This is a genomic window from Vibrio sp. 704 (assembly GCF_033339295.1).
In genome coordinates this window covers 194,267-210,427 of the sequence record NZ_JAWOUH010000001.1, presented here as the reverse complement: position 1 = coordinate 210,427, position 16,161 = coordinate 194,267, and the positions used below count along the sequence as shown (strand labels likewise).

Here is a 16,161-nt window from a genome sequence, read left to right as displayed (position 1 = left end):
ATCGAAATCATCCATGGGTGGCGACAAAACCTGGCAATCCGGTTAACTGATAATAGAAACTGACCTTATCCCCTCCCTTCGCTTCAAAGTAATGGTGTTCAACAGCTTTGGGCTTGGCATCCACATAAAAAGTCATGTCGGGATTAGGATGGGTAATACCAGAGTCGTATTGTCCGACCATCGCATCTCCGTAAGTATCGATATGGCTGTAAATGGCGAGGATACGTTTTGCCATATCTGCCACATCTTTCGGCAGCTCAATGGTGTTGCCTTGCAGCATTTTTATTCCACCATCTAGCTCAAAAATCTCGCTTCTGAGCAACATGGCTTTATTGACGTTAAGAATTTCTCCCAGATCAATTCGATCATCGATCGCTTCCGGCTGGCAATGGTTGGAATGTGCATACTCTGCTTTTTCCCATTGTTGATTAAATTCCGTCTCCCCGATGACCATCATGGCGCGCACAGATACCTGATTGGGGATCATTTCGCCTTGAATATGTAAATATTGAACCAAATGTTTCGCGATGCTGAGGAACCCTTCCCGACTAAAGCCATGCTGCATCGCTTCAAGTATCAGGAGATCAAACGTTTGAGTTGGCGAAAATTGGGTAGCATCTTCTTCCACTAAGGCTTCAATGTAGTCTGCGATATCGAGATCCGCGATCAATTGATTGAGTGCTTTAATGGCTCCGGGGTGAATATCTACTAGTGTCACCTGAAGCTGCTCTGCGCTAATTCGATCACTTTGTTTGTAGTGAGCAAGTAAAGGCAGCAGCAATGGTGCAAAGGGGCCGCAAGCTGGATAAAGCACTTTAACCTGTGACTTGTTGGCAAGCATATGTTGGATAGCTTTGTTTATACCACACGCAAAGCCTTTAATTCGGTACACATCTTTGATGGTGTGTTTACAGTTAAGTGGGGACATCACCAGCCCAGACGTGGAAATGTACTGTCGGGTCAGTTCCTCTTGAGTGAGTTTAGCCAGAGAAAGAGATTGGCAAGCGTTGCCATACATGCTCTGAAAGGCTTGCACCAGTGTTCGGTGCTCAACTTTCGTCTCCTTCAATACGAGCTCAACTGCCGCAGCGAAACTCTCTTTCAGTTGCCGTTGGCGTTCAGCCGTGCTGAGTTGGTTTGGGAGCATAGCCTCAAGTTGAGTCCGTAATGAGTACTTAAGCAGCTCATCCATTTCGGGTTCAGCAAAACCAAACTGTTGAGTTTGTTGCTGCACTTCTTCAACACCGACCGTCTCACGAGATTGAGGACGTTGCTGGTAGAATTCTATAGATGAGCCTTTTTGCATAATTCATGAACCTCACTTGCCGCTGTAGCAGTAGTTAATGATGTAACACACCTGTACTTGAGAAAAACATATGCCAGAGGTCCGCGTTACAATATCTCAGCTCCCGGCTCTAACTTCATAAACCGTACTGACAAAATTGGGCAGAAAAATTGAGATAAAAACAGTTCTAATCCTGTAAATTCAGAGAGTAGTAAATAGTTAGGGTAATAGGCCTTTCGATGTGATTCTTCTAAAGCAAGCGCTTGCCAATCCCCTCGATGGCAAGATCGTTTGACATATGGCAGCCACGCAGTCTCCTTAATAGAGGTAAGCGCGGCACTCAAGTGTGGTGTAATATGAAAGCCTTTTAACAGGCAGAAAAAGCCAATATCCATAGTATAAAGCCAACTATTTATAATATTGAAATTAAAATAATTTTTTCGGCAGTTATTTTGAAATTGCCGATATTTGATTTATAGACTAGAAAAAATCAGTTAGCCAGAATAGAGATCAAAAAAAACACTAAAAATAAGATTGTCAATTTATATCTCTAAAATTAAAGAATTTAATTTTTAAAGTTTAATGAAGTCCAATATAAGTTTAAGGTGTGCAATCTTTTAAAAGATATAAGTTTAAAGATATTTCAAAAAACTTATTAAGAAAAACATGAACTCACAAAAATAAATATCAAAATTATTAATAAAAAAACACCACTAATATAACAATGAATTAAGGTGGTTTGAAGATTAAAATGCCCATTTCATTTTCGTATATAACATTTTAACTACTAGTATTATATATGTGGTGAAATAAGATAAATTTATTCACTCAACATATCCAATCGATTCAGGTTTACTGGGAAAAGCTATACGTTACAACGGAGTGAAATATGGCAAATAGGGATGGAAGAATTCCACTCAACGTATTACGACTCAAAGAACTGAGAAAGAAATTAGGACTGAGCCAAGAAAAACTGGCGGAAGAATGCTTTCAACAGGGTTTTGTCGTATCTATTGCTTCTATAAAGCGAGCAGAGTCTGGGGCGAATGTGCTGTATCGTACCGCATCCAATCTCGCGGAATACTTTTCTGTCCCCGTAGAGGACCTTTTAATAGATCGGGCCTCAGAACCATTATTTACAAATGTATCTTCATCACCACCATATTTTTTTATTTTTGCAATCGAAGCAAAGTGTGATTTGACCGCAAAGGCTCTGCAAACCTTACTTCTCAGCCAAAACACTACACCCATAATACAAAACCGAACGTTTGTTCTTACTTGGTCTTTACAGGAATCGGACGAATATATTTTTGAGCGAATTCGACAACTAGCCCTTCAATTAAAGGTTGCTCTTTCGGCTTCGATTCGGTCTTTTATCAATGTGAAATACATGCATCGAATCACTGAGCTATCGGAACATCCAAATGCGATAACCCCAATCAATGAAATCCTAGTTAAAATCCCTTGGGGAGAAATAGCTGCTTGTCCTTGCTTTATCTCGTCCAATTGTGCCAGACCAATAAAACCTTTTCTAACAGGAGAGCCAGACTTCAACAACTGGCATTTTGTATCCTTACACCAAAACCATACTGATTGTTTCGTAGGGCGTAAACTTGAACTAGAAACATTGAATAGCGGAATCAAGCGATGGCAAAAACAAGAAGCAGGCCAAACGTATTGTATTACTGGTACCGCAGGGATAGGAAAGACCAGCCTACTCAACCAGGTCATTTCGTCTTTGAGTCGTTCTTCGTGTTTAACCACAGAGATTCAAATCCTGAATCATGGCAGTGCTGATCTCTTGTCCCCTCAAAATATATTCACTCGGGCAATTTGTTCATTTACTCGTGAAGATACCGATGATTCTATTCGTCAGCAGACTGTCGAGTCATCAATTCCCTCTTCTTTCCATCTCTGCCTTTATTGGTTAATGGGGGTAACACTCAACGAATCAGAAAAACAGCTGCTGAACTTAATGGAGTTCCAAACGCTGAAACAAACGATAGAGCAATCTATCCCTTTCTTAATTCAACAACGGCAGACCAGCAAACCGCATTTGATTATTGTTGAAGATGTCCATTGGGCCGACGAGGTAATGTTGGCATTTCTTGAGACACTGCTACCTTATATTACAAACACCAATATTTTACTCTTTCTGACGTTTAGGCAGCAAAAACGACTTAGTTCCAAACAATCTTGGTTTGCCAACGTGAATCTAATCGAACTTAGGGAGTTATCATCTGAAGAGTCTTACGAGTTAGCTTGCTCAATCACATGCCAACAGAATAAACATATCAATGACTGTATAAAGCTTGCGAAAGGCCATCCTCTATACTTGCGCCAAACACTACTTTGTTCTCAGTTTGATAAAGACGTTCCGGAGTCATTGGAACATTTAGTTTCGATACAATTAGCTCAACTTCCAGCCCAAGATCGCCAAGCACTCTGTACTGCATCTGTGTTGGGGCAGTACTTTCAACTGGAGCAACTGCGTGAAATCACTCGAATTCCCGGCTACGTACCAGATAAGTTAGTCGACGCTGGCTTAGTAAAACTCAATGGCGATCAATACCTTTTCCATCATGATTTGATTTGTAATGCTGTTTTCCGTCAAATAGACAAGTCACAGTGTTCAAAAATACACATGGCCTGCGCAAAATGGTATGAGAACCGAGATCGGTTCTTATATGCAGTCCATATCAATCATGCCAAGGGCGAAGGTGTATTTACTGTTCTTGACCAGACCGCCAAACATTACCTGAGCAATTATCAATTTGAAAAAGCACTGACTCTTATTGAATACGCTATTAAAGAGTCACCTAAAGCACAGATGGCGTATGCACTAAATATGAAAGGAAACTGCCTGTATTCGATGGGACGCATCAAAGAGAGTATTGAGGTTCTTGAGCAAGCGATTCATCACACAGAAAATGATTCTGAACGTGTTCAATACTATTTAGACCTCATTAACCCCTACCGTTTAACCGACAACTTTGTACAAGCGATGTCGATTTTAGACCAAGCCCAAGCCCTGTGCGAAAAGCTGACGTTAAATAAATCTTTGTGTGAAATTCACTCGATGAGAGGTAATATGCTGTTCCCCACTGGGCAGCTAGACGAATGTGAGAAAGAACATTTACTTGCATTAGATTACAGTCAACGAGCAAACTGTTTTCGCGCGAAAGCAAAATCGCTTGGCGGCCTCGGTGATTGTGCCTACGCACAAGGAAAAATGGCTCGCTCATACGAGCACTTAACCGAGTGTTTGCAACTGTGTGAAGAGCATCAGTTGCTTTCGATTGAAACTGCCAATCGCTACATGCTGGCAACAGTGATGATCTATCAACTGCAATCTGACGAAGCACTAAAACAGGCTCAGCATGCCTCGAATCTTGCCTATCTCACGGCAAACCGCCGAGCAGAAATTGTTTCTAGGCTTACGGCTGCATGGATCTTTCTCGACCGTAATGTCTTGGTGCAAGCTGAAAACGAAATCTCGACCGCTCTACAACTTTCAAAACAGCTTAATGCTCATCGATTTGTCGCTTTTCTTTTGGAGTCCAGTGCAAGATTGCACTGGTATCAGGGAAAAGAGGAGAAAGCCCTTTCGGACATCGACACGGCTCTAGATCTTGTTCATATCAATAAGCTACACAATTTTATTGGTCCTTGGCTCGTATCTACCAAGGCACTTATTTGTGGCGATGAATCAACGGCCCTCTCCGCTTTGCGCACTGGTGAGGCTTGGCTAGAATCTACCTGTGTTGGTCATAACTATTTACGCTTTTACCAACAAGGAATCCAAGTAGCGTGGCAGTATAAGCAGCCTACGCTACTTCGAAAATATCGCGATAAGCTGTCTAACTTCACCCAAGAAGATCCGCATCCATGGGGTGATTTTTATATTGAACAAGCGAATCTGATGCTTGCCTTACTCGACCAGTCCAGCTCCGTCTCTGAGTTGTTAAACTTCAATCAGGCCGCGCGTAAGCATCAACTGAATCAGGCTCAAATAAGTGTTGATGAGCTCGACCATTGGCTCTCCACATCTACTCAACCATGAAATATTCAATAAACGAAGAAAGTCGATTAATTGCACCGTCAAGTCATCGTGTTTACTCGATTTACCTCGTCAAACACAGATATTCGAAACCATCGAATATCTGTGTTTTGGCACAGTGTCATCGCTGATGAGATTTATGCTGGCGCAAGATCATTTTGCTCCACCTTAAAGTTCTCGATGCTAGGAACATGCTCAGGCAAAAGTAGAGTAACGCGTTGATTTGCTGCTTCAATCCATTTACCTGAACTATTTTTATATCGATAGAATGCCACGCCTGACTTCCAATCATCATTAAGTAGGAGGTTGAGCGTTACGTTATGAAGATCAGCTCCTAAAGGAGCAATGCCTAGATAAGGCTGGTAGCCCTGCAACGTCACCATGATATGACAATCACGCATCGTGCATTGATAGTTGAAACTACCATTGAGATCAGACACCACATTTAACGGTGGGTTAACGGCCTGAAAGATATGTCCTTTACCCACTATTGATTTGTCTTCGCTGGCCACGAGTAGATTAACATCGAAGCTCACTCCTCCAGGTAAGCCGTTACCAATTTGATAATGAGCAGTAAAAATTGCTTGTGATTCTTTTGAGTCCATTTTCATTGTGTTCTCCAACTGAATTTATTGTCGTTAGTGACCCATTCAATGTAGATAACACGTCATTCTGGTTCAGTATCAATTTAGGCTCAGATCTACTTGACTACATAAATTATCCACGGTCACGCAGATGCCGATCGTTCTTTTCATCAACCAGATATTGTTGCTCTCTCGCTGATGCTTTTGGCTATTTGTACAGAACAACTGATACCAAACTGACATGGTGAATGTATGCATTTGGTTTAATATTTGAACAACTATTCAATACATAAGCCAAATGGAAAAAATAATGGAACATGAATGGATGCAGGGAACTAAAGAAAACCAAGTGGTAGAACAGCACCCTAACCCTCAAATACAACGCCTCGCTGTACTTAGCGCGTACTCAATCTCAGTCAATAATGCCAAACTGTTTATTCAGAAAATGGATAAGTGCGGTTTTCCTAAAGAACGATTACTGACACCTCTTGAAAACACGGTTTCACCGGTTCCCGGTTTGAACCAATATCAAGTCGAGTCACTCATCTTCAATACTCGCTATCAACACCAACCCTTTGTCATTGTCATGTGCGAAAGTACGCAAGAAGTTCAGCAAGCCTATCTAACAGCAACTCAATTCAATCTCCCGATTCGTGTTCGCTCAGGAGGGCATGATCACGCAGGTGAATGCAGTGGTGACAACGTCATTTTGATTGACGTGAGCAGAATTAAGACCTTCCAATTGTGTGACAATATTGCCACCATTGGTGCTGGCTATCGCTTCTATCAACTGACACCAAAACTTGCAGAGCATGATCGAATGATTGCACATGGAACCTGTGCCACAGTTGGGTTGACTGGCTATATTCAAGGCGGAGGATGGGGCCCTTGGACGCGAAAATACGGCATGTGTTGTGAGCACCTAGTGAGTGCAACCGTGGTATTGGGTGATGGTACGATCACAGAAGTCTCAGCAGAGTCCAACCCTCACCTATTTTGGGCACTAAGAGGCGGCGGAGGCATGAGCTATGGCATTGTTACCGAGCTACGCGTAAAAACATTCCCTTTACCCAAAGAGATCCACCGCTTCGAGCTTCAGTGGAACCTCTATCCAAAAATCAACGGTATGCTTCAGCCAATACCAACGCACCCTACCATAGATGTGCTAAAAAATTGGGAGCAGGCTATAAAAAGCCTCGATACGCCTAAACTTCTTGGCACCAACTTGCAAATTGATGCTCTGCCTGAATCATCTAACCACTGTGATATTGAAACCATCAGCCATCACTGCACCATGTATGGCTACTGGGAAGGAACAGAACAAGATCTTCACCAATTTATAGCCGTTCAATTTGGCGCTTGCTTCCCTGATTTAGTTCAAGTCTATGAAGCACATGGCACTGACTTTGACGGGAAGAAATACGATCACTCCCTGATGAGCACATGGGGGCGCGATTCTTTGTGTCAAAACGGTTCTCCTTTCCCTCCCGATTATGACGCCCCAGCACCTCACAAAATCACTTCGCGATTGGTGTCAGAGCGAGGTCTTAAACCAGAAGGCTATACTGCACTTTTGCAAAGCTTAACTTCACCTTTGATAAAGCCAGAAAACCGCGATCAAGGGCTATTTAGTTACGTAACCTTAGGGGCGATCACTGGCGGTTTTTATCATCACTCAGACGACCTTGAAGACATATCTTTCCCCTACCGCCAGTGTCAATATACAGTCCAATACCAAACCTGGTGGAATGAAGAGATAAAGCAAAAACTAGAACTACAAAATAACCCAGTACTTGTTGATGTAAACAGAGCCATGGACTGGATTGATAAAGCCAGAGAAGCTGATATACCGGGAACCTATGGTGCCTTCATCAGCTTTAAAGATCCGGCAATTCCGACAAGCGTTTATTTTGATCGAAGCTACCGCGACTTAATCGGTATAAAAGAAAAATATGCTAAGGATAAGTTTAATCACCTTAGAACTAATAAGACCATCATTTAACATCAATATGCATCTTAAAAAGCATATATTAACAGAACGTCATTTGGCCGTTCTATCACGTATAGAAATTAAAAAAGAGGAAAAATTATGACAACTAAGGGTTCATTTTACGTTAAAAATAACTCCAACGATAAAATCACCGGATATGTGAGATTTAAAGACTCTCCGGAAATGGAGGTTCATTTCGACTTGAATATTGGCGAACAATCTGAATCTGCTAGTTTTGAATCCGGTGCCGCTACCCATGACTCCTGGTATTACAGTTTCAAAAAGGCAGGTAAAACCTATACTGGGGACAAGTCCTGTGCATACTATGCAAAAGATGAAAATAAAGGCCCCGTCGTTGTAGAAATCTTTAATGATAATTTAAAAATATCTCCACCACTTAGCGGTTCTTGTGAGAAAACTTTATAGCTGCTCACCTGATTCATCACTTCGCCCGAGACAGTTGCACAACTTCTCGGGCAGTTTCATTTCTCGGTATTTGGATTGAAGACTCTCCCCATTTTCAATCACAATCTGAAATTGTTAACTTTATGTTCTCACTTTATATCACCACTGCAAGATAATCGAATAAATACAAATCACTTTTAAAATAAACTTTAAATCTAGAGTAACCAAGATTGAAAAAATAAATATATTATTAATTTCTAAGATCAAAGAGTTTTACTTAATACATCACTTTTTATTTTAACTCTATCAACTGATACTAAACTGCTACTGACGTTTTTTGATTGAATGCTTAACTTAATAGCATGCGCTTATCTCAATGGCTAAAACCATTACTAAAGCGCAATTCATCTATATCCACGTAATCTCTAAGCATTTGATTCAGAGGGTTTCTTGGATATTCATCATTCAAGATAAACAACGGAAAGCATGGCTATGTGTACAGATGTTAATATCAATTATGGTTGCAACAACCAAACCTTATCCGCTAGAACCATGGAGTTTGCAGTTAACCTTCAGACCGAGATTTGGTTTAGAGCCCAACAAACTTACCAAATTACGACCTTTACTTCCGACGGAAAAGCCGACCGTGTTTTCAATGGTCAGCCGCCAAAACGTCACAGTAAAGAATGTGAGTTTCGAGCAAATTGGCAGGGAGAGTTGAGCTTCATACACTGCAATGCCATTACCCGGTATAATAACCCTCTTTTAACAGCTGATGGCATTAATGAATCTGGCCTTTCTGTTGGGTCACTGTACTTGCCCATTCTCAATCAAAATGTATCGACCTCTCACATCCCTGATGATGCCTTTGCATTAGGCAGCGGCCTGTTTGGTACTTTTATCTTGTCTACGTTTAATACTGTGGACGAGATGGTGACCTACTTCACCACCCACCCCGTTTACGTGTTTAACTCGACTATTTCAACTGGTGAAACAGAGAGTGACAACATGGCTTTGGACCAGCATTTCGTGATTCACGATGCAAATAATGACAGTGCCGTCATTGAGTTTCTTAACGGTAATATGCATATCTATCGAGCATTCAAAGAAAGCGATATGTTCAGCAAAGAGGAAAATCAGCAAGCACGCTATCAATGTACCGAATACGACTTTGATGATTATAAAGTGGTTGTGGACCACTCCTACGTTGGAGTAATGACTAACTGCCCAAATTACCATTGGCATGTCAATCACCTCTCTTATTTTTCCAATTTGCGCAACTACAACCCAGAACCGAACAATGAAGCAACCATGCAACGTCATGTCCAAGTGCCTGGCCCACTTCAATCAATCAATGGCGCTGGCTTGATGGGTCTACCCGCCGACCCAACACCGCCGTCTCGATTTGTACAAACCTATGCAATTAAGCAGTTAAGCGAACAACCAACTAACTTCGACGAAGCCTTCTCACTCGGACAAAAGCTACTTAATCGCGTTGATATACCTTTGGGCATCATGGCGAATGAGTTTGAGACATCCGATAACCCTGAAGTCTTTTTTAGTGATATTACCCAATGGAGCGTTATTAGACATAACAGTCATCAATCACCCGCGTTCTATCTGCGTACTTACGGAGACATGACTTGGCGAGTCGCTAATGTCAAAGACTATATTGGGTTAAATAGAGACTGTCAGATTTCAAGCGTTTTACAGCTCATGCCTGTTACAACATCATTACCGTTTGAACAAGTCGAATCTCGACCAACTATTAAAATCGCTTAGAGTTAATTTTGAAGCGCAAACAAATGAGAAGCAAAAAGCCAGAGTAAGAAATCAATCTCACTCTGGCTCATAGCTGCATATAGTATAGTTTTATCTGCTATAGATATAACGTATGGTTGCTTTTACACTTGTTACATTCAGTCGATTTACTCTTTACCGAACACGTTGTTCTCTTGTTCTTGAACGCGGATGAATGTAGTACGCTTGGTTAGCTCTTTAAGCTTTGCTGCACCCACGTATGTACAAGTTGAGCGAACGCCGCCAAGGATGTCTTGAATAGTGCCGTGAACGCTACCACGGTATGGCAATAATATGGTTTTACCTTCGGCCGCACGGTAGCCAGCGACACCACCTGAGTGCTTGTCCATCGCGCTCTTCGACGACATGCCATAGAATTTCATGAACTTCTCGCCGTCTTTCTCGATCACTTCGCCGCCTGACTCTTCGTGACCCGCTAGCATCCCACCTAGCATTACGAAATCCGCGCCACCACCGAATGCTTTCGCTACGTCACCCGCACAAGAACAGCCACCGTCACCGACGATCATGCCACCAAGGCCGTGCGCTGCATCACCACACTCGATGATTGCAGAAAGCTGCGGGTAACCAACACCCGTTTTTACACGAGTTGTACATACAGAGCCTGGGCCGATACCCACTTTAACGATGTCTGCACCAGCTAGGATTAGCTCTTCACACATATCACCAGTAACCACGTTGCCTGCAGAAATGACCTTGTCTGGGAACTCTGCTCGCACGCGTTCAACATACTCGACCAAATGCTCTGAGTAACCATTTGCAATGTCGATACAAATGAAAATAAATTCATCTGAAAGCGCCATGATGTCTTTGGTTTTTTGGAAGTCTGCATCAGATGTTCCCGTAGACACCATAACGTTATTCATGGTTACTTTATCTGCTGATTTAGCAAACTCAGCCCAATCTTCTACCGTGTAATGTTTGTGAACAGCGGTCATTACACCATGCTCAGCTAGGGCTTTAGCCATTGCAAAGCTACCAACCGAATCCATGTTTGCTGCGATTACTGGCACACCAGACCATTGACGACCACTATGCTTGAATGTAAAATCGCGGGTTAAATTTACTTGAGAACGGCTCTTAAGGGTAGAACGTTTCGGGCGAAACAGTACATCTTTAAAACCTAACTTAAGTTCTTGTTCGATACGCATTGTGTAATTCCTTGATTCATATGTATATGTGTCATTTCAGAGTGCGTAGTGATTTCGTTGGCAGACGAGTTCACTGTTCTTCGGACACAAAAAACCGGAGCGTTGGCAGACGCTCCGGTTTTCAGCATTATAGGCTGTGATTTATTTCCTACAAGTCTGATATTTGAATTTTTTTTGTGATACCATCTTGAAAATCGCATATCAAAAACGCTCCCCAAGTCACCAAAACCTCTTATTATTTATAACTATCAACAACTTGAGAAAGCACTTAAGTTAACCCATTGCGCAAACCTTTGCGTCATATCTTAAAAATTAAAACGCATCACCTCTCAAATCTGCCTAAAACTCAATCACCTAATACTAAGATGCCCTGCTAATTCGTAAAAAAGTACTCAAAAAAATCGACCAATTTTCTCAAAAATGCATGAAATCTAATTAAACTCGATAGAGCTCTTGGGTGATAGCGGAACGAAGAGTGCTAACGACATCACTTGCCAAAAGACCAATTTGACCATTCTGACTCACGTTTATATCAGCAGCATGACTGTGAAGTACCACACCTAAACGTGCGGCAACAGAAATTGGTAAACCTTTGGCTAGTAATGCACCAATGACTCCAGATAACACATCTCCCATTCCCCCCGTCGCCATTCCGGCGTTACCCGCTAGACAGACGTACATTCTCGTTCCATCGTAAATAAGCGTCCCCGCGCCTTTTAAAACCACTACACCGCCATAACGCTCTTGCAGTTGTCTTGCCGCAGAGTATCGGTCACTTTCTATTTGTTGAATGGTTACATTTAGTAGTCGAGCTGCCTCTCCAGGATGCGGCGTGATCACTCGATGGTTGTCGCAAACCAGAGTGCCATCGCACCGCTGGCTCAGCATCGCTAGAATATTGAGGCCATCAGCATCAACAACTTTAGGTTTCTGCTCTTGAGCCAGATATTGATAGGCTTGATAAGCCCACTCATCATCTCCAAAGCCAGGACCAAACACTAATACGTCAGCCCAGCGAATGCGTTTAGTTAAGTCGTTCTCAGTATCACTGAGTAAGTCAGCGGTGATGCTCTGGCTCATTACTTCTGGGCAACCAACCTGCAGTGGAATAAGGCTACTCGTGTGAGTAATTGCGGCAGTTAAACCCGCTCCGGCTCTAATCGCAGCGGAGGAACATAAACGAATCGCTCCAGACATCCCTTGATTGCCACCAACACAAAGCAACTTCCCGTTGTCACCTTTATGGACCGTTGGATTTGGCTTGAGCATTAATCTTGAAACAACCTGATGATCAATACCTAATGCACTTTCTACTTCGATAGTATCAAACTTAGTATTGACGCCTAAACCACAAAAGTAGAGCTCGCCAACGCGATCTCTCGCTTGTCCAGTGCATAAGCCTTGTTTAACCCCAATGAAGGTTACAGTATGCTCGGCACGAATAGCATCACCTAAAACTGCACCTGTATTAGCACACAGACCAGAAGGAACGTCGACTGCAATCACAGGGGTATGAATTTGATTAATTTGGTCAATATAGCGACGATACTCCGAACGAACCTCACCGCTTAAACCAGTGCCTAACATGGCATCGATGATCACATCTGCTTCTAGCAATGCGGTATTCCATTCATCCCAATCATTGTTAACACCGTCGATTGACTGCCAGTCTTGGTATGCGCGCAAAGCATCACCTTTTAGCACAGATACATCACCAATTTGGAAAACATGTACATTGAGTTGAGCTTGTTTCGCAAGAGATGCAAATACGTAACCATCGCCACCGTTATTCCCTTTACCGCAAATCACTAAGATATTTTTTGATTTAGGATACAGATGTAAAAAGCGCTCATACACGGCCATACCAGCGCGTTGCATTAAGCTATACATAGAAACACCAGCCATTTGCGCAGCCAGCGTTTCACCGTTTTTTACTTGCTCTGCGGTGTAGAGTTTTAGGGCGAGATTAAAGTCCATATTCACGTTCTACGCATTGGGAAACACAATTATAAGTATACAAAAAAGCCAAGGCGGACCTTGGCTTTTGAGAAAGTTTTTTATCGCTATTGATTCTGAGACATCAGAGCTTCAGCCGTCGCGTCTTGTATAGACAAAAACAACGAGTTGATTTTTCCAGTCGGTGTGCGCATTGGGTTCAACGTAACATTCTGGTACATAAACTCCGCTTGCTGCGTAACTGGTCGAACATTGCGACAGCAGAATAAGTAAGGTCGTTGTCGCCATGTGATGAAGCTGCGACAGCCTAGGTCATACACTGGTTTTGTTTTTAATTTAAACCACTCCTGTGGGATTTCAGGGAAGATATCAAATATAGAACGACCTATCGCATCATGAGACTGCAAACCACTGTGATGAGTCATAAACCCATTCCAGACCTGTACATTGTAATCTCGATCAATGACCACTAAGCCCATGTCAACGTTTTGTACCATATCCACCATCCAATGGAATTGTTCAAACTCTGCTGGCATATTCAACATTAGAACTCCTCCATTAGATAAGACAGTTTGTTATCAAGCAGCGGCAAGGATTCGTCCACAAACATAAACAACAAGTCACAACGAATCGACGTTCCTTCAATGTTGTAGCTCACTTCGAATGTCATCGTGCGGCTGAATGCTCCAGTTGTAGATTCAATGATCGAGTCAATTGAGATATGCTGACCAAGGAGTACTGGTGGACTTTGGAAGAATCGGACTTCAGACTGCTCGCCTAAACCATTTAAGAACGACCCCACCAAAATATTAGAAATATCCATTAGCAGCTCAAGCTCTTCTAGCTCTTCGCTGTCTGCTGGTACTTTCATCAACTTTTTGAGATCAGATACGCTTGAATCACTCAAAATCACTAGCGCTTCGCCAGCAATACCTTCGCCACAAAATCCCTGACAAACACCCGATACGTTGTCATGCGACGCCAAGTCGCGTAGGGCCATGTGAAGTTCGCTCACTTCAAAGATATTGACGTTCGGCAGAGGTAGTTGCACAAACACATCAAAGTGACGCGCCAATGCATCGGCTGCTCGACCAATTGAAACGTTAGCCACTTCCATGTAAATATCGCGACGACGTAAAATCGGTAACTCAATAGAGACAGGCGTGATAATTTGAGGACGAGGTTCTGGCTCGACCAACTCTTTAAGCGCCTTCTTGAGTTCATCTTTGGCGATCGGTTTTTGAATAAACGCTTTTGCACCCAGTGCGAACACGCGCTCTTTCGCTTTAGGTTGGATATCCCCCGACACCACAACCACCGGAGTTTTATCCCCCAACCGTTGCATGTGCTCTAGTGTTTCAAAGCCATCCATTTCTGGCATGGTCAAATCAAGAAACATCAATTTAAACTCGTTTTTTTCGAGTTCTTCTAGCGCGTTTTTTCCGTGGATAGCAAACGTAATATCGGCATTCAATGTGGCTGGTAGTGATCTCGCCATCTGTTTGCGTGCTAACGCTGAATCATCACAGATGAGTACGGGAAAAGACATTCAATCACCTTTTTATATTCCACAATCTGCGCCGGAGTCTAACAGATTGTTACAGCATGTAATACGAGAAAACTGACGAGTTTTTTATTTCTTTATTATTCGATAAGCATACGCAATATGAATGAATGAGTGAACAAAATGACTAAAAAGCAAGCATCACATTCGCTGTTTAGTGACATAAAACAAACATGGGTAAAACTCCTCCACCCAAAGTAAGCAAAAAGTTGCAGCTAACATCCAAAGCCCATTTTTGCTCGAATTTCATTCTTTCCATTTCCATAATGGGTAAACAGTAACGCGCTAAAACTAAAAAGGCACCCTACTAGAGGATGCCTTTAATAATAATTTCATCGATAAGATATCAATTCTATGGCACACCATGACCTTTAGAAGCCACCCATACGCGATACCATTGCTCTCGAGTAAGTTCTATGTTCAATGCATTAACTGCAGTTTGCACACGCTCGATTTTACCAGAGCCAATGATTGGAATAGGGTTAGATGGCAAACGACATACCCAGGCATAAATTACTTGGTCAATACTCGCTGCGCCCACTTCTTCACGAATTGCTTCTAATTCGTTACGGACACGAACAGCTTGCTCACTGTCACCACTAAAAATTGAACCACCACCGAGGCAAGACCAAGCCATTGGTCGCGTTCGCAACATTTGCATTTGATCAAGCGTTCCATCGTGTGCAACCTCAAAGTTAAATGGGTTGATTTCCACTTGGTTAGTAACCAACGGCTTACCTAAGCGAGATTGCAGCAGTTCAAACTGGCGTGGAGTGAAGTTAGACACGCCAAAGTGCTTCACTTTGCCGACTTTGTGAAGCTCAGAAAATGCTTCTGCAACCTCGTCTGCATCCATTAACACGTCAGGACGATGAATTAAAAGTACGTCGATTTCATCCACATTCAAACGTTCTAGCGAGTTATTCACCGATTGGTAGATATGTGCTGAGCTCGTGTCGTAGTGATTGATCTTACGCTCTGGCGTTTTATCGCCACACAAATTGATGTCGCATTTCGTCACGATCTGAATTTGCTCACGAATACTCTTGTCTAAAGCTAACGCTTCACCAAACAACGCCTCACACTCGTAATTACCGTAGATGTCGGCGTGATCGACTGTCGTAATGCCTAACTCAATGTGTTGCTTAAGAAATGACAAACGCTCTTGAGCCGTCATTCCCCACTCAACTGCACGCCAATATCCTTGAACCAGCTCTGAGAACTCTGGGCCTTTTGGTGCAGTTACTACTTTTGCAACCATGGGTTTTCTCCTTCAATTGATCTGCATTCATCGTAGTCTTGTTTTCGTACCGGCTCAACGGGTAAACTTTCGCAATTCGAACTG

At 42.5% G+C, this 16,161-nt stretch carries 12 protein-coding genes; 4 read left to right on the top strand and 8 right to left on the bottom strand.

Annotated features, from left to right (window positions below):
* Nucleotides 1-7 precede the first annotated feature (7 nt).
* Both R7R24_RS00945 and R7R24_RS00940 read right to left on the bottom strand, forming a co-directional pair.
* Nucleotides 8-1,306, bottom strand: coding sequence for a hypothetical protein (locus R7R24_RS00945; RefSeq protein WP_213883405.1), 1,299 nt, complete (start codon nucleotides 1,304-1,306; stop codon nucleotides 8-10).
* Between the two features lie 86 nt (nucleotides 1,307-1,392).
* A complete protein-coding gene (locus tag R7R24_RS00940) occupies nucleotides 1,393-1,680 on the bottom strand; it encodes a hypothetical protein (RefSeq protein ID WP_021035949.1) in 288 nt (95 codons plus the stop codon).
* Nucleotides 1,681-2,174: 494 nt separating this feature from the next.
* Between R7R24_RS00940 and R7R24_RS00935 the strand changes: the two genes are divergently transcribed.
* Entirely contained in the window at nucleotides 2,175-5,348 is a 3,174-nt protein-coding gene (locus tag R7R24_RS00935; protein ID WP_017819913.1) for an AAA family ATPase, read from the top strand.
* A gap of 134 nt (nucleotides 5,349-5,482) precedes the next feature.
* On the opposite strand, the gene R7R24_RS00930 is transcribed toward R7R24_RS00935, so the two are convergent.
* Nucleotides 5,483-5,956: a DUF1842 domain-containing protein gene (locus R7R24_RS00930; protein ID WP_005373450.1), complete on the bottom strand. Its 474-nt coding sequence runs from the start codon at nucleotides 5,954-5,956 to the stop codon at nucleotides 5,483-5,485.
* Between the two features lie 283 nt (nucleotides 5,957-6,239).
* On the opposite strand from R7R24_RS00930, the gene R7R24_RS00925 reads away from it, so the two are divergent.
* From R7R24_RS00925 to R7R24_RS00915, 3 genes are all read left to right on the top strand, one after another.
* Nucleotides 6,240-7,931, top strand: coding sequence for an FAD-binding oxidoreductase (locus R7R24_RS00925; RefSeq protein WP_005373452.1), 1,692 nt, complete (start codon nucleotides 6,240-6,242; stop codon nucleotides 7,929-7,931).
* Between the two features lie 87 nt (nucleotides 7,932-8,018).
* Complete coding sequence (locus tag R7R24_RS00920; protein WP_005373454.1) at nucleotides 8,019-8,345, top strand: hypothetical protein; 327 nt, start codon at nucleotides 8,019-8,021, stop codon at nucleotides 8,343-8,345.
* Nucleotides 8,346-8,816: 471 nt separating this feature from the next.
* The gene (locus R7R24_RS00915) at nucleotides 8,817-10,106 is read left to right on the top strand and encodes a linear amide C-N hydrolase (RefSeq protein ID WP_017635214.1); all 1,290 of its coding nucleotides are present in this window, start codon (nucleotides 8,817-8,819) and stop codon (nucleotides 10,104-10,106) included.
* 146 nt (nucleotides 10,107-10,252) lie between these two features.
* On the opposite strand, the gene R7R24_RS00910 is transcribed toward R7R24_RS00915, so the two are convergent.
* The 5 genes from R7R24_RS00910 to R7R24_RS00890 form a co-directional block, all read right to left on the bottom strand.
* Nucleotides 10,253-11,296 carry a GMP reductase gene (locus tag R7R24_RS00910; RefSeq protein ID WP_206946570.1) on the bottom strand — a complete coding sequence of 348 codons (1,044 nt, stop codon included), beginning with the start codon at nucleotides 11,294-11,296 and terminating at the stop codon, nucleotides 10,253-10,255.
* A 435-nt stretch (nucleotides 11,297-11,731) separates the two neighbouring features.
* Nucleotides 11,732-13,273 (bottom strand): NAD(P)H-hydrate dehydratase, encoded by a 1,542-nt coding sequence (locus R7R24_RS00905; protein WP_206946572.1) that lies wholly within the window; start codon nucleotides 13,271-13,273, stop codon nucleotides 11,732-11,734.
* A gap of 86 nt (nucleotides 13,274-13,359) precedes the next feature.
* Nucleotides 13,360-13,797 (bottom strand): PAS domain-containing protein, encoded by a 438-nt coding sequence (locus tag R7R24_RS00900; RefSeq protein WP_005373463.1) that lies wholly within the window; start codon nucleotides 13,795-13,797, stop codon nucleotides 13,360-13,362.
* A complete protein-coding gene (locus R7R24_RS00895; protein WP_005373466.1) occupies nucleotides 13,797-14,801 on the bottom strand; it encodes a response regulator in 1,005 nt (334 codons plus the stop codon). Before R7R24_RS00895 ends, R7R24_RS00900 begins: the two co-directional genes overlap by 1 nt.
* A gap of 367 nt (nucleotides 14,802-15,168) precedes the next feature.
* Nucleotides 15,169-16,077, bottom strand: a complete 909-nt coding sequence (locus R7R24_RS00890; RefSeq protein WP_054577781.1) for an aldo/keto reductase — start codon at nucleotides 16,075-16,077, stop codon at nucleotides 15,169-15,171.
* Between the last annotated feature and the right edge of the window lie 84 nt (nucleotides 16,078-16,161).

Excerpts from the sequence above, each read along its gene's own strand:
- R7R24_RS00945 (WP_213883405.1), bottom strand. The coding sequence starts at position 1,306 with ATGCAAAAAGGCTCATCTATAGAATTCTACCAGCAACGTCCTCAATCT.
- R7R24_RS00940 (WP_021035949.1), bottom strand. The coding sequence starts at position 1,680 with ATGGATATTGGCTTTTTCTGCCTGTTAAAAGGCTTTCATATTACACCA.
- R7R24_RS00935 (WP_017819913.1), top strand. The coding sequence starts at position 2,175 with ATGGCAAATAGGGATGGAAGAATTCCACTCAACGTATTACGACTCAAA.
- R7R24_RS00930 (WP_005373450.1), bottom strand. The coding sequence starts at position 5,956 with ATGAAAATGGACTCAAAAGAATCACAAGCAATTTTTACTGCTCATTAT.
- R7R24_RS00925 (WP_005373452.1), top strand. The coding sequence starts at position 6,240 with ATGGAACATGAATGGATGCAGGGAACTAAAGAAAACCAAGTGGTAGAA.
- R7R24_RS00920 (WP_005373454.1), top strand. The coding sequence starts at position 8,019 with ATGACAACTAAGGGTTCATTTTACGTTAAAAATAACTCCAACGATAAA.
- R7R24_RS00915 (WP_017635214.1), top strand. The coding sequence starts at position 8,817 with ATGTGTACAGATGTTAATATCAATTATGGTTGCAACAACCAAACCTTA.
- R7R24_RS00910 (WP_206946570.1), bottom strand. The coding sequence starts at position 11,296 with ATGCGTATCGAACAAGAACTTAAGTTAGGTTTTAAAGATGTACTGTTT.
- R7R24_RS00905 (WP_206946572.1), bottom strand. The coding sequence starts at position 13,273 with ATGGACTTTAATCTCGCCCTAAAACTCTACACCGCAGAGCAAGTAAAA.
- R7R24_RS00900 (WP_005373463.1), bottom strand. The coding sequence starts at position 13,797 with ATGTTGAATATGCCAGCAGAGTTTGAACAATTCCATTGGATGGTGGAT.
- R7R24_RS00895 (WP_005373466.1), bottom strand. The coding sequence starts at position 14,801 with ATGTCTTTTCCCGTACTCATCTGTGATGATTCAGCGTTAGCACGCAAA.
- R7R24_RS00890 (WP_054577781.1), bottom strand. The coding sequence starts at position 16,077 with ATGGTTGCAAAAGTAGTAACTGCACCAAAAGGCCCAGAGTTCTCAGAG.